19 protein-coding genes are annotated in these 22,844 nt (G+C 68.3%); 13 read left to right on the top strand and 6 right to left on the bottom strand.

Translation table 11 applies throughout. The annotated features are described in order from the left end of the window. Positions 1 to 9: 9 nt before the first annotated feature. Positions 10 to 573, bottom strand: coding sequence for a 5-(carboxyamino)imidazole ribonucleotide mutase (gene purE / locus D3654_RS13290; RefSeq protein WP_120521967.1), 564 nt, complete (start codon positions 571 to 573; stop codon positions 10 to 12). Continuing rightward, complete coding sequence (locus D3654_RS13285; protein ID WP_245413228.1) at positions 570 to 1,706, bottom strand: 5-(carboxyamino)imidazole ribonucleotide synthase; 1,137 nt, start codon at positions 1,704 to 1,706, stop codon at positions 570 to 572. Before D3654_RS13285 ends, purE begins: the two co-directional genes overlap by 4 nt. A 254-nt stretch (positions 1,707 to 1,960) precedes the next feature. Between D3654_RS13285 and D3654_RS13280 the strand changes: the two genes are divergently transcribed. Further along, positions 1,961 to 2,572 (top strand): GtrA family protein, encoded by a 612-nt coding sequence (locus D3654_RS13280; protein ID WP_245413227.1) that lies wholly within the window; start codon positions 1,961 to 1,963, stop codon positions 2,570 to 2,572. On the opposite strand, the gene D3654_RS13275 is transcribed toward D3654_RS13280, so the two are convergent. Beyond that, on the bottom strand, positions 2,559 to 3,305 hold the full coding sequence (locus D3654_RS13275; RefSeq protein ID WP_120521965.1) for a TIGR03089 family protein: 747 nt from the start codon (positions 3,303 to 3,305) through the stop codon (positions 2,559 to 2,561). The two genes, D3654_RS13280 and D3654_RS13275, sit on opposite strands and share 14 nt — an antisense overlap. A 369-nt stretch (positions 3,306 to 3,674) precedes the next feature. Here D3654_RS13275 and D3654_RS20830 point away from each other — a divergent pair, with 369 nt between their 5' ends. From D3654_RS20830 to D3654_RS13260, 3 genes are read left to right on the top strand one after another with little or no spacing between them, the layout of a single operon-like run. Further along, positions 3,675 to 4,229, top strand: a complete 555-nt coding sequence (locus D3654_RS20830) for a WhiB family transcriptional regulator (RefSeq protein ID WP_120521964.1) — start codon at positions 3,675 to 3,677, stop codon at positions 4,227 to 4,229. A gap of 29 nt (positions 4,230 to 4,258) precedes the next feature. Next, on the top strand, positions 4,259 to 7,621 hold the full coding sequence (locus D3654_RS13265; RefSeq protein WP_120521963.1) for a glycosyltransferase: 3,363 nt from the start codon (positions 4,259 to 4,261) through the stop codon (positions 7,619 to 7,621). Beyond that, a complete protein-coding gene (locus D3654_RS13260) occupies positions 7,614 to 9,296 on the top strand; it encodes a DUF5719 family protein (RefSeq protein WP_120521962.1) in 1,683 nt (560 codons plus the stop codon). The genes D3654_RS13265 and D3654_RS13260 overlap by 8 nt, the downstream gene beginning before the upstream one ends. Before the next feature lie 25 nt (positions 9,297 to 9,321). Here the strand turns inward: D3654_RS13260 and D3654_RS13255 are convergent, their stop codons facing one another. Continuing rightward, positions 9,322 to 9,828 (bottom strand): metallopeptidase family protein, encoded by a 507-nt coding sequence (locus D3654_RS13255; protein WP_120521961.1) that lies wholly within the window; start codon positions 9,826 to 9,828, stop codon positions 9,322 to 9,324. An 89-nt stretch (positions 9,829 to 9,917) separates the two neighbouring features. Between D3654_RS13255 and D3654_RS13250 the strand changes: the two genes are divergently transcribed. The 4 genes from D3654_RS13250 (at position 9,918) to D3654_RS13235 (ending at position 13,527) form a co-directional block, all read left to right on the top strand. Then, the gene (locus D3654_RS13250; protein WP_120521960.1) at positions 9,918 to 10,292 is read left to right on the top strand and encodes a DUF3499 domain-containing protein; all 375 of its coding nucleotides are present in this window, start codon (positions 9,918 to 9,920) and stop codon (positions 10,290 to 10,292) included. A gap of 105 nt (positions 10,293 to 10,397) precedes the next feature. Then, positions 10,398 to 10,622: a hypothetical protein gene (locus tag D3654_RS13245; protein ID WP_120521959.1), complete on the top strand. Its 225-nt coding sequence runs from the start codon at positions 10,398 to 10,400 to the stop codon at positions 10,620 to 10,622. A 35-nt stretch (positions 10,623 to 10,657) separates the two neighbouring features. Beyond that, entirely contained in the window at positions 10,658 to 12,136 is a 1,479-nt protein-coding gene (gene ahcY, locus D3654_RS13240; RefSeq protein WP_120521958.1) for an adenosylhomocysteinase, read from the top strand. A 158-nt stretch (positions 12,137 to 12,294) separates the two neighbouring features. Continuing rightward, complete coding sequence (locus D3654_RS13235; protein ID WP_120521957.1) at positions 12,295 to 13,527, top strand: L,D-transpeptidase; 1,233 nt, start codon at positions 12,295 to 12,297, stop codon at positions 13,525 to 13,527. Between the two features lie 34 nt (positions 13,528 to 13,561). Here D3654_RS13235 and D3654_RS13230 read toward each other — a convergent pair whose 3' ends face one another. Then, on the bottom strand, positions 13,562 to 14,359 hold the full coding sequence (locus D3654_RS13230) for an RDD family protein (RefSeq protein ID WP_120521977.1): 798 nt from the start codon (positions 14,357 to 14,359) through the stop codon (positions 13,562 to 13,564). Between the two features lie 76 nt (positions 14,360 to 14,435). Between D3654_RS13230 and D3654_RS13225 the strand changes: the two genes are divergently transcribed. Continuing rightward, positions 14,436 to 15,428, top strand: a complete 993-nt coding sequence (locus D3654_RS13225; protein ID WP_205571803.1) for a stage II sporulation protein M — start codon at positions 14,436 to 14,438, stop codon at positions 15,426 to 15,428. Positions 15,429 to 15,564: 136 nt separating this feature from the next. After that, complete coding sequence (locus D3654_RS13220) at positions 15,565 to 16,848, top strand: TIGR01906 family membrane protein (RefSeq protein WP_245413226.1); 1,284 nt, start codon at positions 15,565 to 15,567, stop codon at positions 16,846 to 16,848. Positions 16,849 to 16,952: 104 nt separating this feature from the next. Here D3654_RS13220 and D3654_RS13215 read toward each other — a convergent pair whose 3' ends face one another. Next, positions 16,953 to 18,599: a dolichyl-phosphate-mannose--protein mannosyltransferase gene (locus D3654_RS13215; RefSeq protein ID WP_120521956.1), complete on the bottom strand. Its 1,647-nt coding sequence runs from the start codon at positions 18,597 to 18,599 to the stop codon at positions 16,953 to 16,955. Positions 18,600 to 18,672: 73 nt separating this feature from the next. Between D3654_RS13215 and D3654_RS13210 the strand changes: the two genes are divergently transcribed. The 3 genes from D3654_RS13210 (at position 18,673) to D3654_RS13200 (ending at position 22,789) form a co-directional block, all read left to right on the top strand. Further along, entirely contained in the window at positions 18,673 to 20,139 is a 1,467-nt protein-coding gene (locus D3654_RS13210; protein WP_120521955.1) for a peptidase M16 family protein, read from the top strand. 91 nt (positions 20,140 to 20,230) lie between these two features. Next, the gene (rsmI, locus tag D3654_RS13205) at positions 20,231 to 21,094 is read left to right on the top strand and encodes a 16S rRNA (cytidine(1402)-2'-O)-methyltransferase (protein ID WP_120521974.1); all 864 of its coding nucleotides are present in this window, start codon (positions 20,231 to 20,233) and stop codon (positions 21,092 to 21,094) included. Between the two features lie 213 nt (positions 21,095 to 21,307). Continuing rightward, positions 21,308 to 22,789, top strand: a complete 1,482-nt coding sequence (locus D3654_RS13200) for an NAD-dependent succinate-semialdehyde dehydrogenase (RefSeq protein ID WP_120521954.1) — start codon at positions 21,308 to 21,310, stop codon at positions 22,787 to 22,789. Positions 22,790 to 22,844 lie beyond the last annotated feature (55 nt).

Genomic DNA, 22,844 nt, shown 5'->3' with positions numbered 1-22,844 from the left:
CGGCCTCCCTTAGCGGCTGCTCCGGGCGGAGACGTTGTCCTGGGAGAAGACTTCTGCCACCTTGTCGCGCAGCTTGGCGCCCTTGGCCGAGGCCACGTTGTTCAGTTCCTGCGCGAACTCGAGCAGCTCACCCTGCAGGCGCGCGGCGAGGTCGTCGCTGCCGGACGCCAGCATGCGCACGGCGAGCAGGCCGGCGTTGCGTGCGCCGCCGATCGAGACCGTGGCCACCGGGACGCCGGCGGGCATCTGCACGATGGACAGCAGCGAGTCCATGCCGTCCAGGGTCTTCAGCGGCACGGGCACGCCGATGACCGGCAGGGGAGTGACGGAGGCGAGCATGCCCGGCAGGTGTGCGGCGCCGCCGGCGCCAGCGATGATGACGCGGATGCCGCGCTCATGGGCTGTCTGCCCGTAGCGGATCATTTCGGTGGGCATCCGGTGCGCGGAGACGACGTCGGCCTCGAAGGGGATGCCGAATTCGGCGAGGGCGTCGGCGGCGGCTTCCATGACGGGCCAGTCGGAGTCCGAGCCCATCACGAGGCCTACGATCGGGGCGGCGTTCTGTGCACTCATGCGGTCTCCTCGGGGAATTCTGCCGGCACGCGGCCGTCGCGGATGATGCCGGCCACCACGGTGGCGCGGCGGCGGAGGTTGTCGATCTCGAAGACGGAATCGCCCACGAGGTTGACGTGGCCGATCTTGCGCCCGGCCCGGACGGACTTGCCATAGCAATGCACCTTCGCGGCAGGCTCGTAGGCCAGTGCCTGCGGGTAGGCGCTGAACAGGTCCTCGTTGTCCCCGCCCAGGAAGTTCTTCATCACGGCAACCGAACCGAGCACGTCGGTGGCGCCCAGCGGAAGGTCCAGGACGGCCCGCAGGTGCTGTTCGAACTGGCTCGTGACGGATCCGTCCTGGGTCCAGTGGCCCGTGTTGTGCGGGCGCATGGCCAGCTCGTTGATCAGGAAGCCGACGCCGACTCCCGGAGTTTCGAAGAGTTCCGCGGCCATCACGCCGGTGACGCCGAGTTCTTCGGCGATCCGCAGCGCGGCCTCCTCCGCGGCGGCGGCGACCTCCACGGGGATGTCCTGCGCGGGCGCGATGACCTCGTCGCAGACGCCGTCCACCTGGATGGTGTGGGCCACCGGCCAGGCACGGGATTCGCCGCCGGGGGTCCTGGCCACCAGGGCCGACAGTTCGCGGCTGAAGTCGACCTTCGCTTCGGCCAGCAGCGGGCTCATGGCCTCGAACCAGCCGGCCGTCTCCTCGGCCTCGGCGGGCGAGTGCACGATCCGCACGCCCTTGCCGTCGTACCCGCCGCGCGGGGTCTTCAGGACCACGGGCCAGCCGGTTTCCGTGCCGAAGTCCACCAGTTCGGCGATGGTGCGCACCGCCGCCCAGGCCGGGTTGGGCAGGCCGAGGCGGTCGATGGCCGCGCGCATCACCAGCTTGTCCTGGGCGTGGACCAGGGCGTCCGGGCCCGGCTGGACATTGACGCCGGCGTCGATGAGCGCCCGCAGGTGGTCGGTGGGGACGTGCTCGTGGTCGAAGGTCATCACGTCCAGGCCCTTGGCGAACTCAAGGAGTGCATCCAGGTCCTTGTAGTCGCCCACCGGTGCCGTGGCTACCGCGCGTGCCGCGGAGACGTCCTCGCCTTCGGCGAGAACACGGAGCTCGAAACCGAGGGCAGTTGCTGCCGGGGCCATCATTCGTGCGAGCTGGCCGCCGCCAACAACGCCAATAACAGGAAAAGTCACAGGGTTCAGCCTACCGAACAGCAGGGCAGATGCGGGATTCCGTGCCGCCCGGGGAACCCTTTCGGGGGCGCGAAAGGGGCCGGAAAGCGCGCGGAAAGCGGCGGCAAAGCGGCGGGCGGCAGCATTCCCTGCAGTCGGCGCCAAGGAAACGGCGCTAAAATGGTGGTTCGGCCCGTCGGCCCCAGTTCACCAGGCCTTGGAGGGTCATGATCACCACACTTGCAGATCGCATTCGCGGCTTTGCCTCGCTCTTTTGGCGCGAGGTGGCCAAGTTCGGCGCTGTCGGCGGTGTGGCGTTCGTCATTGACAACGGGCTCACGTACTACCTGATGCACGGCCCGATGTCCGACAGTCCGTCCAAGGCCCGTTTCGTCGGAGCAGTCCTGGCCACCATCTTCTCCTGGGTTGCCAACCGTTTCTGGACCTTCCGCCACCGGCGGCAGGACAATGTGCTGCGGGAATTCGTGATGTTCGCCATTATCAACGGCATCGGCATCGGTATTTCCACCGGGTTCACCTTCATTGCGAACTATTGGCTGCACATCACCGACAAGAACCTGCTGTTTGCCGCGGGCGTCTTCGGCATCCTTGTGGCCACCGTGGTCCGTTTCTTCGCCTACCGCTTCCTGGTGTTCAACCAGGAACTCGATGAAGAGCCGGAGTTCTCCCACGACCACGAGCTCATCGAACTCCACCACAAGGCATCCAAGGCCCTGGCGGCCCAGCGCGAAGCGGACATTTCCATTGCCGGTCAATCCGAGGTCAACAGCTCCGGAGCTGGCCAGGCCGGCGACCCGGAATCCATCAAGCGCCGCTGACGCGCTCGTTCTGCAGGAGGTGCTCGGTCACCTCGACATCGGGGTGGACCAGCACGATCGAGCCGCCCCGGTCCCAGCAGCCCAGCGCCTCGGCCAATGCGGCATCCAGCCCGTCGCCGGCGCGCACCAGGATGCGGGAGCCTTCGTCGTGTGCCCCTTCGCCGGCGGCCGGCCCCGCCGTGGCGAACCCTGTCAGCAATTCCCCGTGGCTGAACCCGCGGCCGGGAAGGCGCAGCGCCGACAAGCCCGGCTCCGCTTCCGAATACGGCATGAACACATCGCCGTGGGAGCGCACCTCCGCCGCGTAGTCCAGGACGCCGGGCGGCAGCGCCCCCGGCCAGCGCATGGCCAGCGCTGCCAGCGGGACGGCGACGACGGCGTCAAAACCGGCGGTGGCTCCGTCGCCTGCGTCTTCGGACCCGTTGTCCCCGGGACTGGAGGTGGCGAGCAGGTCCGCCGGGCCGCCGTCGAGCACCAGTTCCATGCCCAGCTGCCAGGCAGCCAGCGCCCACACGAGGGACTTCCAGTGCGCCGGCAGTTCCAGGCGCAGCGAAATCCCCGGACCGGCGTCGAGCTCGTCCTGGAGGAGGTTGGCAGTCTTCGCCACCCAGTTGTCCAGCACACGGCCGGACAGTTCGATCCGTTCGGAATCGGGGCCGTACCAGGTGAGGCGGGGCGAAGTGGCGTGGCCGGAGCGGAGCGCAGTCATCAGGTTCATTGCCGGGATGCTCATGGCTAAATCTTCCCACGCGCCCGGCCGGGGCGCGCGGGAAGATGACGGGCGCGCGGTGCTGTGATTTGCGCCACGCACCCGCAGTAAATTGGTGTGCGGAGAATTCCGCCATCCGCGGAAATTCAGCGAAAGTTCAGGCTAAGTGGAATTTCGCTTCCGCTTTCCCGTCGTCGCGCGGATCGTGGCGGAAAATTCCCGGGCGTGGCGCGGCGTACCAAGGCGGCATGTGGTGATTATTATCCCGGCGCGGCTTGACGCCCCGGTAGTTACACGCGTGTAATTAGTAATCAATCGCCGCTGCGCAGTTATTGCGTACACAACCGAGTACCTGACCATTCAAGCAGCGGCTGCAACATCAGGAGGGACGCCATGGGGCAAGCGTTGAGAATCCAGGAAGATGCAGCCGTCGCAGAAATTGCGTCGGTGAAGTACCGCTCGAGGGAAGTCCCGGGCGATTGGTATGTGGATCCTGCTGATCCTGCTGCGGCAGAACGGTACCACGAGGCGACACGGGAATCGCTCGAGGACCAGGCAACGGCCCTGCTGGCCGAACACGAAGCACACGAAAACGAGGCCCTGCTCGGCGAGGACGATTCCGCCGACGGCCTCGACGACCCGCCCATGGATTTCCACCGCCCGGCCGGCGCACCCGCCCAGCCTGTGTGGATCGGACTCCCGGGCCTCGACGACTTCGACGACGAGGGCGAACTGGGGTGGCAGGGCGACGCGCTCTGCGCCCAGACCGACCCTGAGGCGTTCTTCCCCGAAAAAGGCGGGTCGACCCGCGACGCGAAGAAGGTCTGCGGAGCGTGCAACGTCCGCGCCCAGTGCCTGGAGTATGCGCTGGCCAACGATGAACGGTTCGGCATCTGGGGCGGTCTCTCCGAGCGGGAGCGCCGGCGGTTGAGGAAGCGAGCAGTCTGATTCTCGAAGCAGTACACGTTACTGCCGTTGTGGTCTCCCATAACGGTGCTAGCTATCTCCCCAGGACCTTGGCGGCTCTGTTGGACCAGACGCGTCCGGCAGATGCCGCCATCGGTGTTGATACAGGCTCGCACGACAACTCGGCAACATTGCTGGAGCAGGCACTGGGCAACGCCAACGTCACCTCCTCAAGCCATCCGAAGTCCGGCTTCGGCGGTGCCGTCAAGGAGGGCCTTGCGTCCCTGGCGCCGGCGAAGGGAACCGGCTCCGAATGGATCTGGCTCCTGCACGACGACGCCGCCCCGGCACCGAACGCACTCGCCGAACTGCTGCACGCCGTCGAACGCGCACCATCCGTCACGGTGGCCGGCTGCAAGCAACTGGACTGGGACGCCGAGCGGCGCCTGATCGACGCCGGCCTGTCCACCAGCCGTTGGGCCGAGCGGCTGACCCTCATCGACGCCGACGAACTTGACCAGGGCCAGTACGACGGCCGCACGGATACCCTCGCGGTGAACTCCGCCGGAATGCTCGTCCGCCGGGACGTGTGGGAACAGCTGCAGGGCTTCGACCCTGCCCTGCCCGGCGTCGGCGACGACGTGGACCTCTGCTGGCGCAACTGGCTGGCCGGGAACCGCGTGGTGGTGGTGCCCACGGCCCGGATGTTCCACGTGGACGGGCGCCCGGAAGGCCTTGCCTCTCCGGCGGCCGCCCGGAAGGCGCAGATCCACCTCCGGCTCAAACACTGCCCGGGGTGGGCCGTGCCGGTGCACGCGGCCGGGGCGCTGCTCGGCAGCGTCCTTCGTTTTGTCCTGAGCATCCTGGTCAAGGAGCCGGGCCGTGGCCTGTCCCAGCTGGGCGCCACGGTGGCCGCCCTGGCCCGGCCCGCAGCGCTGTTCCGGGGCCGGCAGGCCGCCGCGCAGACCCGCAAGGTCCGCCGCTCCGTGATCCGCGGCCTGCAAACCTCCCGCCGGGAAGTCTGGGCGCACCGGCGCTCCCTGGTCGAAGCCGTGGGCGTCGACGAGGACGAAGACTTCCAGCCCGAGCGGCTGTCCTCCTCCCTGATGAACAGCGAGCCCACCGGCGACGCCGGCGACGACTTCGCCGCCCTCGCCACCAAGGACCGCGGCTGGATCGGCACCGGTGCCGTCACCGCCGCGTTCCTCGCCCTCGCGGCATCCGTGGCGGGACTCCTGGGCGTATTCGGCGCGTCCAAGGTCACCGGCGGCGGACTCCTTCCGCTCTCCGCGGATCCTGCCACGATCTGGCGCACTGCTTCCAGCTGGTGGATCAGCCTCGGCGCCGGACTGCCGGGCCGCGGCGATCCCTTCGACTACGTGCTCTGGCTGCTGTCCGTGATCGGCGGCGGGGACGGAAACGCGGCAATGTCCTGGCTGCTGCTGCTGGCCATGCCGCTTTCGGCGGTCGGCGCCTGGTTTGCCGCCGGCGCTTTGACCGGCCTGCGCCGTTTCCGCTTCATCGCAGCCCTGCTCTGGGCCGCTGCCCCGGCGCTGCAGGTGGCCGTGAACCAGGGACGCGCAGGGGCGCTCCTTGCCCACGTCATGATGCCCCTGCTGGTCCTGGCCCTGCTCCGGGCCACCGGCTCCGCCCGGGGCCGCGCTGCGGCGCCCGGCAAGCACAGCCAGGCTGCGGCAGCAACGGGCAAGAGCACCTCGGCCCTGCCGGTAAAGGCGCTCCCCGCGAAGCCCGGCAGCAACGGCACGCCCTCCTGGACTGCCGCGGCCGCCGCGGGCCTGGTGCTCGCCGTCGTGACCGCCTCGGCGCCGTCCTTGTTCCTGCCGTTTGCCCTGTTGATCGTCTTCTGTGGGATCTTCCTGGGCCGCCGCGGACGGACCGTCTGGTGGGCGCTGCTGCCCGCCGCCATGTTGTTCCTGCCGTTCGCCATCTCCGTGTTGGACCGCCCGCGCGCCCTGCTGGCGGACCCCGGTGTGCCGCTGGGGTCGGACGCAGCACCGCTGTGGCAGCAGCTGCTGGGCCAGCCACTGGAGTTCGCGCCCGACGGCGGTCTGGCGAACCTTCCGCTGTTCGGTCCCTCCGGCGTGCCGTGGGCCCTGCTGCTCGCCTTGCTGGTCGGAGCGCCGCTGCTGATCCTGGCCGTCGCGGCGCTTTTCGTCCCGGGCCGCCGGACCCGGGTGACCCGCATGCTGTGGCTTGCTGCGATCCTCATGCTGGCGTGGTCCTGGGCCTCCGCCCACGTTGCCACGGCACTCACGGGCAACACCCTGGTCACCCCTTTCAGCGGCCCGGCCGTCTCGGCCGCGGAATGCGCACTGCTTGGCGCGGCCATGATCGGCGCGGACAACTTGCTCCGCTACGCCGGCCGTTCGCGCCGCCGGACAGAGGGAAACCCGCGTGCCGCAGTGCTTCCCTGGTTCTCAGGCCTGACGACGGCGCTGCTGGTGGCCGGTCCGCTGGCCGGGATGACGGTGTGGGCCACGCAGAACGCGTTGCCTGATTCGGACTCCGGGTATTCCCGTGACGCACTCGGCACCGCGCCCTTGGTGCATCCCGCGGCCGCCCGCACGCTGCCGGCCACCGCCGTCGACCACGGCCAGGGCCCCGAGCAAAGCAACACGCTCGTGATCACGCCCGACGACCAGGGCGGCTACGGCTCGGCCCTGATGCGCGGCGCCGGAACCACGCTCGACTCGCTGTCCACGATCGCTGCGGCCCGGCAGATCAGCGGTGCCCCCGGAAAAGAGCAGATCCGCGGGGACGACGCCGCCACGGCCTCGATCCGGACCGCCGTCGCCACCATCGTTGCCGGCACCGGGGTGGACCCGCGGCCGGCCCTGGAGCAGCTCGGCACGGGTTTCGTGGTCCTGAAAGCCACCGACGCCGCAGCGCAGCTGACCGCGAACAGGATCGACGCCGTTCCCGGACTGGTCGCCGTCGGGCAGACCGACGCCGGGTGGCTGTGGCGGATCACGCCGCTGAGCGATGCTGCGGCGAAGGACGCCGTGGCAGCACACCGGGCCCGGATCATCGACACAAAGGGCACCGTCACGGCGCTGCTGCCGTCGTCGGGGAACAGGGTGGACACGACCGTTCCGGACGGAGCTGCCGGGCGCAAGCTGGTCCTCGCCGAACGCTTCGACACCGGGTGGAGCGCATGGCTGGACGGGCGCCGCCTCACCGCCACCACGTCCGGGTGGGCCCAGGCGTTCACGTTGCCGGCACGCGGCGGTGACCTCGAAGTCCGCTACGTCAGTCCCGGGGGGCTTTGGCTTGGTGTCCTGCAGGTCGTGGTGATCGGACTGACCGCACTCCTGGCCATTCCGATGCCCGCCCGGCGCCCGAAGCCCGCCCGGACCATTCCGGAACGGCGCCGGAAAGAGCAGTCCCTCCCCAAGGAGCGAAGCAGTGTCTAAGGACAACAGCACCCAGGCCGGCCCGGCAGCACGGCAGCCCGCCAAGAAGGCACCCACGAAGAAGGCATCGGCCAAGAAGAAGTCCGGCACGGAGAAGTCCGCCATGGGGCGGCAGCGCCGCGGAATCGTCACCGGCCTGCTGTCGGCCGGCGTCCTCCTTGCCGCGGGAGCCGGCGTGGTGTCCGCCGCCGCGGTCCTGCCCGGGCCGGCCGGCAGCCGGACCCTGGAGGCCAGCCTGTCGGACGTCCCAGCCGGCCGCAGCACCATGGTGTGCCCCGGCCCGGCCGTGCTGCCCGAGGGGACCGTCGGCACCGACGCCCAATTCAGCCCCGTCTCCCGGACCGCGAAGAACAACCTGGATGCCCTGGTGCTGAGCGACTCCACGGGATCCTTGCCCGGAAGCCGGGTGGCGGCCCTCGACGGCAGCGGCGCCAGGACCGTCTCCGAACCGCCGAAGGAAACCCCTGCGCCCGCGCCCGGACCGCCGGCCCTCAAAGCCGCCACGGTCGCGCAATCGGCGGGCAAGATCACCGTGCTCAACGCCGAACCCAGCGGCAACCAGCAGGCCGCCCTGGCCGCCGTCGGAAGCTATTCCGCGTCGGACGGCGACCTGCGAGGCCTCGCCACCGCCCAATGCCAGCAGCCCTCCAACGACTTCTGGCTCCTCGGCGCCGACACCACCCTGGGCCGCACGGCGCTGCTGAACCTCAGCAACGCCTCCGGGACCCCGGCCACGGTCAACCTGGAACTCCTCGGCGCGAAGGGCCGGATCCAGTCGCCTGGAAGCCGCGGGCTCCTCGTTCCTCCGCGCAGCAGCCGCACCATCAACCTGGCCGGCCTCGCCGCGGACGAAGGGAACCTCTCCCTGCACGTGCGCAGCAGCGGCGGCCCCGTGGCCGCGACCGTCCAGCAGAGCGTGCTGCGGGGCCTCGTTTCCGGCGGCGTGGAGCACCTCGCACCCGGCGCGGCCCCCGCGGACTCCCAGGTCATGACCGCCGTGGTGGTCCAGGATCCCAAGACCATCAAGGCGCTCAGCAGCAAGAGTGGTTTCGCCGACGCCGTTCCCGCCCTTGAGATCACCGTCCCCGGAGCGGCCGACGCCGTGTTGGACGTCAAGCTTTACGGGCCGAACGGGCCGCAGTCCCTGCCCGGCGGGGGAGCGGTCACCGCCAAGGCCGGTGCGGTCACGGAGATTCCCCTGACCGGGGTGCCCGCGGGAACCTACACGGTGAGCGCAACCTCCGACGTACCTTTCGCCGCGGCCGCCCGCCTGCTCGGGAACCCACGCGAATCGGCGCCCATGGACTTCGGCTGGTCGCCGGCCGCCGTCAGGCTGGGCAGCCAGCACATCGTGGCCGTGCCCCGGAACGGGGTCCGCTTCCTGAGTTTCGGCGTCCCCGACGGCCGTGCCACCGTGAGCTACACCCCGGTGACGGCCGACGGGAAGCTTGGCAAGGCCGAGTCGGTGGACATTGCAGGGGGGACGACGACGGTGATCGGCGTTCCGGCCAAGGACAAGGGGCCGGCCGTGGCCGGCTATGTGGTGGCCGCCTCGGGCGACCCGGCGTACGGCGCCGTGCTCCTCGGAGAGAAGGACGCGCCCGGGATCTCGACGGTCGCCATCCAACAGGGGCCACTGGGCCACGAGAAAGTCGCGGTAACCCTGGGGTACTGAGCCGGAGTATCGGCGCCGCGGCCTGTTACTGGTAGCGGCGGCGGTACACCGGATCGAGGGATTCCGGCGGGACACCCAGGTACTCGGCCGTGTATTCCACCACGACGTCATGGATGAGGTCCTGCAGTTCCTCCCGGCCGCCCGCGGTGTGCTCCACCACGCGGCGGTACACCGTGATGAGCGGACCTTCCGAGGCTGTGCCCCTGGTGCAGGCGCCCAAGGGAGCGGCTCCGCCTTCGGCCACCAACTGCTCCAGGTTCGGCGGGATTTCCTCCACGGCGAACGAGACGCCGTTGAGCTGCTGGCCCCACATGTCCTGGAGCCGTTCGGCCGAATCCAGGACCAGGTCGTCGAAGCGTTCGGCCCTGCTGCGGTAGCCCGGAAGGGTGGGAAGCATGACTTCGCCGCGCTGTCCCCGGCCGTGGCGGTTCCGCCGGCGCTGCCTGAAGCTGCGCACCGGGGCGCCGGACGAACTGCCGCCGGCCTCGCCCAGGCTGATCCTGAAACCCGGACTGTGCTGCTGTGACTGCATATACCGACTTTACTGCTCCAACGCGACATAATGCGCGAACGGCGGCCAATACGCCGCGTGTGGGCCTCCACCCGCTAATCTGGGATGTTGTGGGTGCTATTCGCCAATGTTCCAGGTCAGCCTGCCGCCAGTCCGCGGTGGCCACGTTGACGTACGTCTACGCCGAGTCCACGGCCGTGCTGGGGCCGCTGGCCATGTACGCCGAACCCCACTCCTACGACCTCTGCACCCAGCACGCCGGCTCCCTGACAGTGCCGCGCGGCTGGGAAGTGCTGCGGCTCGCGATGCCCTCCACCCCGCCGGAACCCGGCCCGGACGACCTGCTGGCCCTCGCGAACGCCGTCCGCGAAGCCGCGGCGGTTCCCGAGGTGTCCGAACCGCGGACCGCGCGGCCCGCCGTCGAACCCCCGCTCGTGGAGGGTACGCGGCGCGGACACCTGCGCATCCTGCGCGAGCCTTCCTGAGGCGTAAAGTCAATCGTCCGCCCAGTTGCCGGGCTGTAGGCTGGAAGCTGCACATCCGGTCCGCCACCGGCACCATGAAACGGTGCCACCCAGGGAGCTACAGCCATGCCAAAGGTCAGTCCTGAACTGTTGTCCATTCTGCGTTGCCCGGTCACCGGGTCAACGCTGGTCCAGGAGGGCGAGGAACTGGTAGCGGCCGAGGCAGACTCCACGGGAAGCAAGCCCCGCTACAGCATCCAGGACGGCATCCCGCTGCTGCTCCCGCCGGAACTGCTCGCCGCGGCGGACGCCGCCGGCTCCGACCAGCACGACGCTCCCCGCAAAGCCTGACTCCCGCCGTTAACCGGTTCTATCTAAGGACATCCATGACTTTCGACTTCAAGGTTGCCGACCTTTCCCTGGCCGAGGCAGGCCGCCACCAGATCCGCCTCGCCGAACACGAAATGCCGGGCCTGATGTCCCTGCGCGCCGAATTCGGCCCGAGCCAGCCGCTCAAGGGCGCCCGGATCGCAGGATCGCTGCACATGACCGTGCAGACCGCCGTCCTCATCGAGACCCTGACCGCCCTGGGCGCCGAGATCCGCTGGGCCTCCTGCAACATCTTCTCCACCCAGGACGAAGCCGCCGCCGCCGTCGTCGTCGGCAACGGCACCCCGGAGAACCCGCAGGGCGTGCCGGTCTTCGCCTGGAAGGGCGAAACCCTGGACGAGTACTGGTGGACCGCCGAGCAGATCCTCACCTGGCCCGGTGCCGACAGCAACCCGGAGTTGGGCCCCAACATGATCCTCGACGACGGCGGCGACGCCACGCTGCTGCTGCACAAGGGCGTCGAGTTCGAGGCCGTCGGTGCCGTCCCGGAAGCCACCGACGAGGACCCGGAAGAATACGCGCTGATCCTGGGTGTGCTGCGCGCCTCCCTGGCCAAGGATCCGCAGAAGTGGACCCGCATCGCCGCCGGCATCCGCGGCGTCAGCGAAGAGACCACCACCGGTGTGCACCGCCTTTACCAGCTCGCCGAACAGGGCAAGCTGCTCTTCCCGGCGATCAACGTCAACGACTCGGTCACCAAGAGCAAGTTCGACAACAAGTACGGCATCCGCCACTCCCTGCCGGACGGCATCAACCGCGCCACCGACGTGCTGATCGGCGGCAAGGTGGCCGTCGTCTGCGGCTATGGCGACGTCGGCAAGGGCGCTGCGGAAGCGCTCCGCGGCCAGGGCGCCCGCGTGATCGTCACCGAAATCGACCCCATCTGCGCGCTGCAGGCCGCCATGGACGGCTACCAGGTGGCACGCCTGGAAACCGTGCTGGAACAGGGTGACATCTTCATCACCACCACGGGCAACAAGGACGTCATCATGGCCGAGGACATGGTGCGCATGAAGAACAAGGCGATCGTGGGCAACATCGGCCACTTCGACAACGAAATCGACATGGCCGGCCTGGCCAAGGTGGACGGCGTCACGAAGGTCGAGATCAAGCCGCAGGTCCACGAGTGGGTCTTCGACGCCGGCACCGGCACCGAGCGCTCCATCATCGTGCTCTCCGAAGGCCGCCTCCTGAACCTGGGCAACGCCACCGGCCACCCCTCCTTCGTGATGAGCAACTCCTTCGCCAACCAGACCATCGCCCAGATCGAGCTGTGGACCAAGCGGGACCAACCCGAAGGCGAACGCGAATACGAAAACCAGGTCTACGTGCTGCCGAAGATCCTCGACGAGAAGGTGGCCAGGCTGCACCTGGACGCCCTCGGCGTCGAACTGACCGAGCTGAGCAAGGAACAGGCCGAATACCTGGACCTCGACGTGGCCGGCCCATACAAGCCGGAGCACTACCGCTACTGACGGACGCTGTTTACCCCAGCAACGCCATGGCAAGGCGCGGGTTGTGACATGAAACCCGCGCCTTGCTGTTTGCGGCGCCGGACGCGGCTAGAATTGGCTGGTTACTTTGACAGGCCCGTTTCGACGCCGGGCTGCATTTGGGGATGTGGAGACGGAACATGGGGAACAGGGCAAAACGCCGCACCGGAAAGATCCTGGCGATTGCCGGGGTCTGCGCTCTGGTCGCGGCCGGCGGGATCGGCGTCGCGACGGCGCCCGCGTGGCTCGGCCACGCCCCGGAATCCGAAGCAGGCTCCCCGCAGCGCAGCGAAGTCGGACTCGCCGCCGCCGTCGTCAAGGCCGTGGAACTGGGCATCACGCCGCTGGACGGCGCACGCGAAGTGAACCCCGCCGTCGGGCCGACCGTGAAGGCCGTCAACGGCACCGTCAAGGACGTTGTCCTGGTTCCGGCGGACGGCGGCACGCCGGTGAAGGGCAATGTCAGCGCGGACGGCAGCACGTGGAGCACCCTGGAGCCGCTGGAGTTCAACACGAAGTACAACTACTCCTTCACCGTGGTGGACGGCGCCGGCCGGGAAACCAAGAAGGCCCAGTCCTTCACCACGGTCTCCACGCCCAACGAAGCCGACGCCTCCGTGTACCCGATGAACGGATCGGTCATGGGCTCGGGGCAGCCGATCGAGATCAACTTCAGCGAGCCGGTCCTTAACAAGGCGGCGATGGAGAAATCCGTCAAGATCACGGTGTCGTCCAAGCAGAAGGTGGCATGGCGCTGGTATTCCGACCAGAAAGTGCGGATCCGACCGGAGAAGTTCTGGGCCTCGGGCACCAAGGTCACCGTGGACCTGGCGCTCTTCGGCAAAGAGTTCGGCAACGGGATGATCGGCAACTCGAATGTCAAGGTGTCGTACACTACCGGGCCGCAGCGCGTCGCTGTCGTCGATGACCTGACCAAGACCATGAAGGTGTACATCGACGGCCAACTGGCCCACACGGCACCGGTCACGCTCGGCAGCCCGGATTGGCTCTCGCCCACCGGCTACGCGGTGATCATGGAACAGGAGCGCTACTCGAAGTTCAACGCCGGGAGCATCGGCCTCAAGCCCGGTGACAAGGGCTACTACCCGCCCCTGACCGTTGAGCGTGCCAACCGCCTGACCAACTCCGGCGTGTACGTGCATCAGGCGCTGGCGTCCGCCTACCGGGCCGTGGGTGTGGCCAACGTGTCGCACGGCTGCGTCGGCCTGCTGCCTGCGGACGCCACCTGGTTCTTCAACAACATGAGGACCGGCGACCTGGTCCAGGTGCTGAACACCGGGGCGCCCGCAGTGGAGCCGCTGGAAGGCTTCGGCGACTGGAACATCCCCTGGGCCTCCTACGCCCGCCGCTGATCAGGCCAAGACGCTGAGTTGGCCGGGGTGCTGATCAGCTGAACGGCGTCCGGCCCAGGCGTTCGCCGATGCTCCTGCTGCGTTCCTCGGCGCGCGCCAGCCTTTCCAGGTCCCGGTTCCGCCGTTCGCCCAGCACCGCCCACAGGTAGTCTTCCGGGAGCGTTCCCGGCGGCGGCGGGGGAGCCACGTGGGCGGACAGTTCCGTCGCGAGGGACACTGCCATGTTGATGCGCGACGCCGGAGCCATCCTGGGTGCCTGCTGCACGAACTGGTTGGCCCGCCGGGCAGCCGCGTCGGGGATCCGGCCGATGTCCGCCATGGCCACCCATCCCTGCAGGTACGGCGGAGCGAACGGAAACACCTTCACGTCCTCCTGCACGCGCTGGCGGAGCGCATACGTTCCCGCCACGATGTCGCCGAGCCGCTTCGACTTCTCGTTGAACAGGGCGACTGCCACGGCCAGGCCGCCGAACGTCAGGAAGATTTCGAGGAATCCGATCAGCCCCCGGATCAGCGCGTGCCGGAAGCGGATGGATCCGCCGTCGTCGCGCACGATCCGCAGGCCGACGGCGAGCTTGCCCACGGAACGGCCGCGGCTCAGGGTCTCGACCGCCACAGGGACGATCACCAGGCACAACACCACGTTGAAGAGGATCATCGCCTGGCCCGCCGCTTCGTCCAGGTCCGGAAGCAGGCTGCCGACAAGCAGCATCACGAACATCAGGAGCGCGAAGTACACCAGCAGGTCGAGGATCAGGCCGAGGGCCCGGGCAGCGAAGGACGCCGGCCTGAGTTCAAGGACCACTGCTTCGCCGGTAATGATGGAACTCACGGATGCCCCCAACTGTGATTGCCTGTCCTCAGAGTTTAGGCCCCCGTCAACAGCGGCAGGGGGTTAGGGTAGTGCCGTGGATATCGACGCCTTTTCCGCGGTGCATTCTGCCAAATGGGCGCGCCTGCACGCACTGGCGCATCAGGGCCGCCTCAGCGGTGCCGAGGCCGACGAACTCCTGAAGCTCTACCAGGCGGCGTCGTCGCACCTCTCGCTGATCCGCTCGGTGGCACCGGAAGGGGCGTTGTCCGCGTCGTTGTCCGCCACGCTGGCACAGGCCCGGACCCGTTTCACCGGGGCCCGGTCGAACTTCATGGAGGACCTTGCCGCGTTCTTCGTGGTCTCGTTGCCGGCCGCGTTCTACCGCCTCCGGTGGATGACCCTGTGGTGTGGGGTCTTCTTCTGCCTCGTCGGGGCCGCGTATGCCTTGTGGATCGGGACGTCCCCGGAGGCACTGCGCTCCCTCGGGAGCAATGCCCAGTTGAAACGCTATGTGGATGAGGAATTCATCGACTACTACTCCGAAAACCCCGCTGCCTCCTTCGCCGGTGCGGTGTGGACCAACAACGCCTGGATCGCTGCGCAGGCTGTCGCCCTGGGAATCACGGGGTTCTGGGTGCCGATGATTCTGGTGGCGAACGCCCAGGGCGTGGGCATCGCCGCCGGGCTCTTCGCCGCCACGGGCAAGCTGGACGTGTTCTTCAGTTACATCCTCCCGCACGGATTCATGGAACTCACCGCGGTGTTCATCGCCTCCGCCGCGGGGCTGAAGATTTTCTGGGCCATGGTGTCGCCCGGCCCACGGCGGCGCATCCAGGCCGTGGCCGACGAAGGCCGCTCCCTGATCACGGTGGCCCTGGGGCTGGTGGCCGTGCTGTTCATCTCCGGGCTGGTTGAAGCTTTCGTGACGCCGAGCCCGCTGCCGGTCTGGGCGAAACTCCTGATCGGTGCCCTGGTCCTTGCCGGGTACTGGGTGTACGCGCTGGTGCTGGGCGGGCGCGCTTTCCGTGCCGGTTCCACCGGCGACCTCGACAGCAAGGACGCCGGATACCGGGCGATCGCCGCCTGACGGACGCACCGGATTCCGGCGCCGGCCGGGGTGGCTCGTCGCCCCGGGACAAGGCCTGACGGTAGGCTCGAAGACAGAGAATATTGCCGGCGACCTGTTTTACGCCTGCATGCGAACCCTACGGAAGTGAAGCGACGTGAGTGACAAAACCCCGAACCCCAGTGAGCCGGACGTGGAGATCGACGACGACGGCGAGCCGGCTTTCGAGTGGATGAAACCGGCAGCCGCCAAGGCAGCGCCCGGGACGGCGCCGTCCGCTTCGCCCGCCGCATCCGCCAAGCCGGCCGCCGCTGCCCAGCCGGCCGACGCTGCCAAGACCGACGACGGCGCCAAGCCGGCCGCCGCTGCCCAGCCGGCCGACGCTGCCAAGACCGACGACGGCGCCAAGCCGGCCGCCGCTGCCCAGCCCGCCGCATCCGCAAAGACCGCCCAGGCGGCCCGGCCGGCGGGTGCCGCCGCGCCCGCCCACGCCGGTGGGAAGTCCGCGGCACAGCCCGGAACCCGTGCGGACCGCAAGGCCGCAGAGGCTGCCGGGGCCGCGCCGGAACCGGCCCTTTTCGCCGAGCCGCTTCCGACGTCGGCCCTGCAGGTCCGGCCGCCGGAAGCGGAAGTGGAACGCCGGAACGCCGAACGCGAACTGGCCGCCAAGGCCAAGCCGGTGACGCCGCGCATCTTCCAGGTGCTCCTGGCCGTGTTCTATCCGGTGGTGCTGCTGGTCCTGGCCATCAGGGCCGTCACCAGCCCGCTGTTCCTCTGGGTGGAATACAACCGCCCCGGATTCCCCGGTGACGGATACGGCTTCAGCACCGATGACCGGATGAGCTACGGCTCCTACGCCGTGGATTACCTCAGCAACTGGGCCGGCCCGCGGTATCTCGGGGACCTGGTCCGCGACGACGGCACCAAGCTGTTCAAGGACAGCGAAGTGGCCCACATGGCTGATGTGAAGCTCGTGATGCTTTCCGCGTTCGGAGCAGCGGCCCTGATGGTGGTCATCGGGATCATCGCCATGTTGTACCTGCGCAAGCGCAGCACCGGCGGCATCCGCCGCGGACTCTTCGCAGGGTCAATTGCCACGCTGGTGGTCATCCTGGCACTGGGCGCCCTCGGCGTGCTGGGCTGGCAGCAGTTCTTCACCGAGTTCCACCGGGTCTTCTTCGCCAACGGCACCTGGACCTTCGCCCTTGAAGACACCCTGATCCGCCTGTTCCCCGGGCAGTTCTGGATGGATGCCGGCATCGCCATTGCCGGGCTGGTCTTCCTGGCAGCCCTGCTCACCCTGATCTTCACCTGGCCGACCCGCCGCCGTCGCGGCCTGGCGCCCCGCAAGGGCAGCGATGGCGGGACCGACGCCGTGGAGGGGGCCGCCGACGCCGTAACGAAGGACGGCAGCGACGTCGCCCGCGGGGCGAAAGCGTAGCGAAACCGGCGCCCACACGGGCCTTCGAACAACCCTTGATCCTGCAGATCCGGTGACCTCAGAGCGACTGAGGTCACCGGATCTGCAGGATCGATTGTTTAACGTTAGATCCAGGACGGCATCCACATGCGCATCCGCCATTCCTGGTAGCTGATGGTCTCGGCGGTCCAGACAGGGTAGAAGTAGGCGGAAACCAGGACGGCCAGGACCATCACCAGCGCCACGAGGTAGATTCCGGAGAGCCGCCGCCATTGCGGGTCGCCGGGCTTGCCCAGGATCCTGCCCAGCCCGTACGCCAGGGCAAGGACGAGGAACGGCTCGAAGGACAGGGCGTAGAAGAAGAACATGGTCCGCTCGGGGTACATGAACCACGGCAGGTAGCCTGCGGCGACACCGGCGAGGATGGCGCCGGCACGCCAGTCGCGGCGCCCCGCCCACCAGAACAACAGTGCCGCGAGGGCGATCGTCGCGCCCCACCAGACCACCGGATTGCCCACGGAGAGGATCGCCGTGGTGCAGCTCGGGAGCTCGCAGCCGGCGCTGCCCAGCTTGGGGGACTCGTAGAAGAAGGACGTGGGCCGGCCCATTACCAGCCAGCTCCACGGGCTCGTCTCGTAGGGATGGTCCGCGCCCAGGCCCTGATGGAACTTGTACGCTTCCAGGTGGTAGTGGGCCAGGGAACGGAGCGGTGCGGGAATCCAGTCCCAGCCCGAGGCCGGCTGCTTCCCGGCCCAGCCGCGGAAGTACGCGTCCTTGGAGAGGAACCAGCCGGTCCACGTGGCAAGGTACGCGGCTGCTGCCACCGGGATCATCGTGAAGAACGCCGGCACGCCGTCCTTGAGCACCGCGGCGCTGGCCCAGCTGCGGACCCCTGCGATCCTGCGCGCGTTCATGTCCCAGAGGACGGTCAGCAGGCCGAACACGGCCACGAAGGCCAGCGCCGACCACTTCACGCCCACCGCGAGGCCGAGGCAGATACCGGCCACGAGCCGCCACCACCGCATGCCGAGGAACGGGCCGGCTACCAGGGCTCTTGCCGCCGGCGGACCGTCCCGGTAGGCCACGGCGAGCCGTGCAGCGAGCCGGCGCCGACCGTCGTCGCGGTCCATCAGCAGGGCGCCGAACGCGGCAAGGACCCAGAACATCAGGAAGATGTCGAGGATCGCGGTGCGCGACATGACCAGGTGATGGCCGTCGATGGCGAGCAGCAGCCCGGCCACCCCGCCCAGCACGTGTGAGCGGAAAAGCTTCAGCGCAATGAGCGACACCAGGAAGACGGACAGTGTCCCCGTCAGCGCCGCGGCGAAGCGCCAGCCGAACGGGTTCTCCGGGCCGAAGATACCCATGCCCCAGGCGATCATCCATTTGCCGACGGGCGGATGCACTACGTACTCGGGAGTGTCCAGGGGCAGGACGGGGTCGCCCGTCTTGAAGGAGTCGTTGGCCTTCTGCGGCCAGTTCCGCTCGTAGCCGCTCAGCAGGTAGGAGTAGGCGTCCTTGACGTAATAGGTTTCGTCGAACACGAGGCTGTGCGGGGTATCCAGCCGGACAAAGCGCAGGACTCCGGCGATCACCGCCGTGATGGTGGGAATCAGCCAGAACCACAGACGCAACGACGGCGGGTAGTCCCGCCAGCTCTGGATCCCGCCGATCAGCCTCGCCCGGAGGGCCGCGGCAGTGAATGCTCCGGCGGGCCGCACCAGCCAACTCGGGGAGGCGGGGCGCACGGAGGTCTCTGTCACCTGCCCCATGCTACCGTCGCGGGCTGGGGCGGCGGGCGCACGCCTGCGTGGAAGCCCTGCGCTTTCTGGGAGACTGTCCGTCATGACGCAGAAGGTGCAGACGGGCCTCCACAACGGCATCCCTACGTATTCGCTCGACGCGGAAGGGCCGTGCCTCGGTTCGCTGCGTTTCGGTGTCGGACTGCGTGATGAGCCCGCCGTCCTCGCCGGCATCACCCATCTTGTGGAGCATCTGCTGCTTCGCGCCACCCGGCCGATGACGGTGCTGCATGGCGCCATGACGGACACGGATTCGGTGGAGTTCTGGGCAAGGGGAGAGCCGGCCGACGTCGCGGATTTCCTCAACGTAATCGCGGATGCGGTTTCCGGCTTCTCCGGGGTGTCCGAGGAAGACATCGTCCTGGAGAAGGCCGTCGTCGAGGCCGAGGACCCGAACAAGTTCCGTGCCGTCTCGAGCGGTCTGATGTCCAACCGCTTCGGAACAATCGACCTCGGAGCCGCCCATTTCGGGGCACCGGCGACGCAAAGTCTGACTAAGACCGAACTGCTTGCATGGGCTGGACAGTGGCTCGTGATGCAGAACGCCGCCTTGACATTCTCCGGCCGGATCCCCGGTTCTTTGGAGGTACGGTTGCCGTCGGGGAGCATTCCGGAGCGAACCCTGGCCGCCCCGCTCGTCACGGAGCCGACACTGATCGTTTCCACAAAGGACGGCGTGGGGCTGTCTTTACTCGTTCCAGCTGCGGACGCCGCTGTGCTAGCCGAAGCGCTGCGTTACGAGCTACAGGGTCGTCTCAGCCACGACCGTGGATTGATCTACTGGGCGGTGGACTTTCAGACGACGGTGGACGAGGACAAAACTCAGCTTGACCTCATCCTCGATCCGACGTCGGCGAACATCATCCCGGCTTTCGACTTGGGCGTTGCGACCCTGCACGAGGTGGTCCGGAACGGATTCACCGAGGAGGCTTTTGCCTCGGCACGGAAAGCCCGGATCGATGGCTTGGAATATGGACGTTCCGTTCCGGATTGGCATCTCGAACAGTTGGCCGTGGACGGTCTGCGCGGACGGAGCACACCCACTTTGGAAGCCGCCCTTCAGCACGTGGAGTCTTTGACCGTGGACCGGCTCACGGCATCCCTCTCAGGGAGTATGGACAGCCTCATGGTCGCTGTCGCCGGATTCGCGAAGCCACGAAGGAAGCACGCCGCGGCCCACGGGCTCGCTTTCGATCGATTCCGCATCTGGCAGGATAGCGATCCAGGGGACCTGAACGGGAACCCGGCCTGGCGAAACAAAGGCTCCAAGGAGACGCTCTGTCTCACCACGGATCGCCTCCTGAAGCGGAGTGGCACCAAGACCCAGGCAATCGCCTTGGCGGATGTTTCAGTAGTGGGGGACCGCAACTGCGGTTGCGTCTTCCTGATGGACCGTCTCGGCCGGAGCCTGGACCTCGACGTCACTGAATGGAAGAACGGCAAGGAACTCCGCAAGGCCCTGCTGGCGGCCTTCCCCGCGGAAGTCGTCCGTGCCTTCCCGGCGGACTAGGCTTGATCAGGTGAGTGAAGAAGCACAGCCCCAGGCCGACGTCGTCGATTCCGTCCCGGAGAACCTCCAGGAAACCGCAGCGGACGGCGCCCTGAGCACCAGCGTCCTGCCGGTGGTTCCGGGCGGCGGCCGGATCGTGCTTGCCGCCACGCCGATCGGCAACGTGGGCGACGCCTCGACCCGCCTCGTGGAATTGCTGCAGACCGCGCACGTGATCGCCGCCGAGGACACCCGACGGCTGCACCGGCTGGTGCACGCCCTCGGCATCGAGGTGTCCGGCCGGGTCATCAGCTACCACGAGCACAACGAGGCGACCAAGACCGCGGACCTCCTCGAACAGGTCCAGGCAGGCAAGACCATCCTGATGGTGAGCGACGCCGGCATGCCCGCCGTCTCCGACCCCGGCTTCCGGCTGGTCGAGGCAGCCGTCGCGGCGGGCCAGTTCGTCACCGCGGTGCCCGGCCCGTCCGCCGTGCTGACGGCGCTCGCCCTCTCAGGCCTGCCCACCGACCGCTTCTGCTTCGAAGGCTTCCTGCCGCGCAAGGCGGGGGAACGCAGCTCCCGGCTGGCAGAGCTCGACGGCGAACGCCGCACCATGGTGTTCTTCGAAGCCCCGCACCGCCTCGAGGCCATGCTCCGGGCCCTCCACGACCGCTTCGGCGCGGAACGCAGGATCGCCGTATGCCGCGAGCTGACCAAAACCTACGAGGAAGTCCTCCGCGGCACCGTCCAGGAACTCCTCGAGTGGGCGGAAAACAACGAAGTCCGCGGGGAAATCGCCGTGGTGGTGGACGGCGCACCCGAGAAGGCGCCCGGCGCCCCCGAGGACCATGTGGCCGCCGTCAACGAACTCACCGCCCAGGGAATCCGGCTCAAGGAAGCCGTGGCCGCCGTGGCCGAGGAGGCCCGCGTCAGCAAGCGTGAACTGTATTCTGCGGTGCTCGCGGCGCGCTGAGACGGTACCTGCGGCGCGCTGAGGCGGTGCCCGCGGCGCGTTAGGGCGCCTCTGTGCAAGTGCACAGAGACGGGCGGCGGCGGCAGTGCGCGAAGGCGTAGACACTCTTTTGATTCCGGCAGTACCGTGGCAGTAATCCCCGCAACAATGCGACCCAAGTAACACCAAGGGTTGGTGCATTTCCACAATCCACCGCCTGACGAAGGAGTCACTGTGACTGTCACCGCAGAACGCGAAGCAGAACTGCTCGCCAAGGTTCCCACCGGTCTGTTCATCAACGGTGAATGGCGCGACGCCTCCACCGGCAAGACCTTCGATGTCGAAGACCCGGCCACCGGCAAGGTCCTCCTGAGCATCGCCGACGCCACCAGCGAGGACGCCCTCGCCGCCCTCGACGCGGCCGACGCCGCCCAGGCGTCCTGGGCCCGCACCGCCCCGCGCGAACGCGCCGAAATCCTGCGCCGCGCCTTCGAGCTCGTCACCGAGCGTGCCGAGGACTTCGCCCTCCTCATGACCCTCGAAATGGGCAAGCCGCTGGCCGAGTCCCGCGGTGAGGTCACCTACGGGGCCGAATTCCTCCGCTGGTTCTCCGAGGAGACCGTCCGCGACTACGGCCGCTACGTCACCACCCCCGAGGGCAAGAACAAGATCCTCGTCCAGCGCAAGCCGGTCGGCCCCTGCCTGCTGATCACCCCGTGGAACTTCCCGCTGGCGATGGCCACACGCAAGGTCGGCCCCGCCCTCGCCGCCGGCTGCACGGTGATTATCAAGCCCGCCAAGTTCACCCCGCTGACCACCCAGCTGTTCGTGGCCACCTTGGAAGAGGCCGGCGTGCCCGCCGGCGTTGTCAACGTGGTGTCCTCCTCGAGCGCCTCCTCCATCTCGGGCCCCATCATGAAGGACTCCCGCCTGCGCAAGGTCTCCTTCACCGGCTCCACCCCGGTGGGCAAGCGCCTCATCGCCGACGCCGCCAACAACGTCCTGCGCACCTCCATGGAACTGGGCGGCAACGCGCCGTTCATCGTCTTCGAGGACGCCGACCTGGACAAGGCCGTCGAAGGCGCCATGGCCGCCAAGATGCGCAACATGGGCGAGGCCTGCACCGCCGCCAACCGCTTCCTGGTCCACGAGTCCGTGGCCGCCGAATTCACCGCGAAGTTCGCAGCCGCCATGGGCGCCCTCACCACCGGCCGCGGCACCGAGGACACGTCCAAGGTGGGCCCGCTGATCGATTCCGGCGCCCGCGACGACGTCCACGCACTGGTCACCGCTGCCGTGGCCCAGGGCGCAACGGTCGCCACCGGCGGCGGCCCCGTGGACGGCGACGGCTACTTCTACGCCCCCACGGTCCTAGCGAACGTCCCGAACGACGCCGACATCCTCGGCTCCGAGATCTTCGGCCCGGTGGCCCCCGTAACCACCTTCGCCACCGAAGAGCAGGCCATCAAGCTGGCCAACGCGAGCGAATACGGCCTGGCGTCCTACCTCTACACCCGAGACTACGCCCGCATGTTCCGCGTGGCCGAGCAGATCGAATTCGGCATGGTCGGCTTCAACGCGGGCGTCATCTCCAACGCCGCCGCACCGTTCGGCGGCGTGAAGCAGTCCGGCCTGGGCCGTGAAGGCGGCGCCGAGGGCATCGCCGAATACACCACCACCCAGTACATCGGCATCGCCGACCCGTACGCCGGCTAAGCAGCCAACTCCACGCAACAGGCGAGGGCCCGGTTCCGGACATTCCGGAACCGGG

Source organism: Arthrobacter celericrescens (assembly GCF_003614925.1).
Classification (GTDB): Bacteria; Actinomycetota; Actinomycetes; order Actinomycetales; family Micrococcaceae; genus Arthrobacter; species Arthrobacter celericrescens.
This window is presented reverse-complemented; position numbering and strand designations above follow the sequence as displayed.

What these genes read in the sequence shown, in the direction of transcription:
- ahcY (WP_120521958.1), top strand. Translation starts at nt 10,658, where the DNA reads ATGACTTTCGACTTCAAGGTTGCCGACCTTTCCCTGGCCGAGGCAGGC.
- D3654_RS13255 (WP_120521961.1), bottom strand. Translation starts at nt 9,828, where the DNA reads ATGCAGTCACAGCAGCACAGTCCGGGTTTCAGGATCAGCCTGGGCGAG.
- D3654_RS13280 (WP_245413227.1), top strand. Translation starts at nt 1,961, where the DNA reads ATGATCACCACACTTGCAGATCGCATTCGCGGCTTTGCCTCGCTCTTT.
- D3654_RS13275 (WP_120521965.1), bottom strand. Translation starts at nt 3,305, where the DNA reads ATGAGCATCCCGGCAATGAACCTGATGACTGCGCTCCGCTCCGGCCAC.
- D3654_RS13210 (WP_120521955.1), top strand. Translation starts at nt 18,673, where the DNA reads ATGACGCAGAAGGTGCAGACGGGCCTCCACAACGGCATCCCTACGTAT.
- D3654_RS13245 (WP_120521959.1), top strand. Translation starts at nt 10,398, where the DNA reads ATGCCAAAGGTCAGTCCTGAACTGTTGTCCATTCTGCGTTGCCCGGTC.
- D3654_RS13285 (WP_245413228.1), bottom strand. Translation starts at nt 1,706, where the DNA reads ATGATGGCCCCGGCAGCAACTGCCCTCGGTTTCGAGCTCCGTGTTCTC.
- D3654_RS13215 (WP_120521956.1), bottom strand. Translation starts at nt 18,599, where the DNA reads ATGGGGCAGGTGACAGAGACCTCCGTGCGCCCCGCCTCCCCGAGTTGG.
- purE (WP_120521967.1), bottom strand. Translation starts at nt 573, where the DNA reads ATGAGTGCACAGAACGCCGCCCCGATCGTAGGCCTCGTGATGGGCTCG.
- D3654_RS13235 (WP_120521957.1), top strand. Translation starts at nt 12,295, where the DNA reads ATGGGGAACAGGGCAAAACGCCGCACCGGAAAGATCCTGGCGATTGCC.
- D3654_RS20830 (WP_120521964.1), top strand. Translation starts at nt 3,675, where the DNA reads ATGGGGCAAGCGTTGAGAATCCAGGAAGATGCAGCCGTCGCAGAAATT.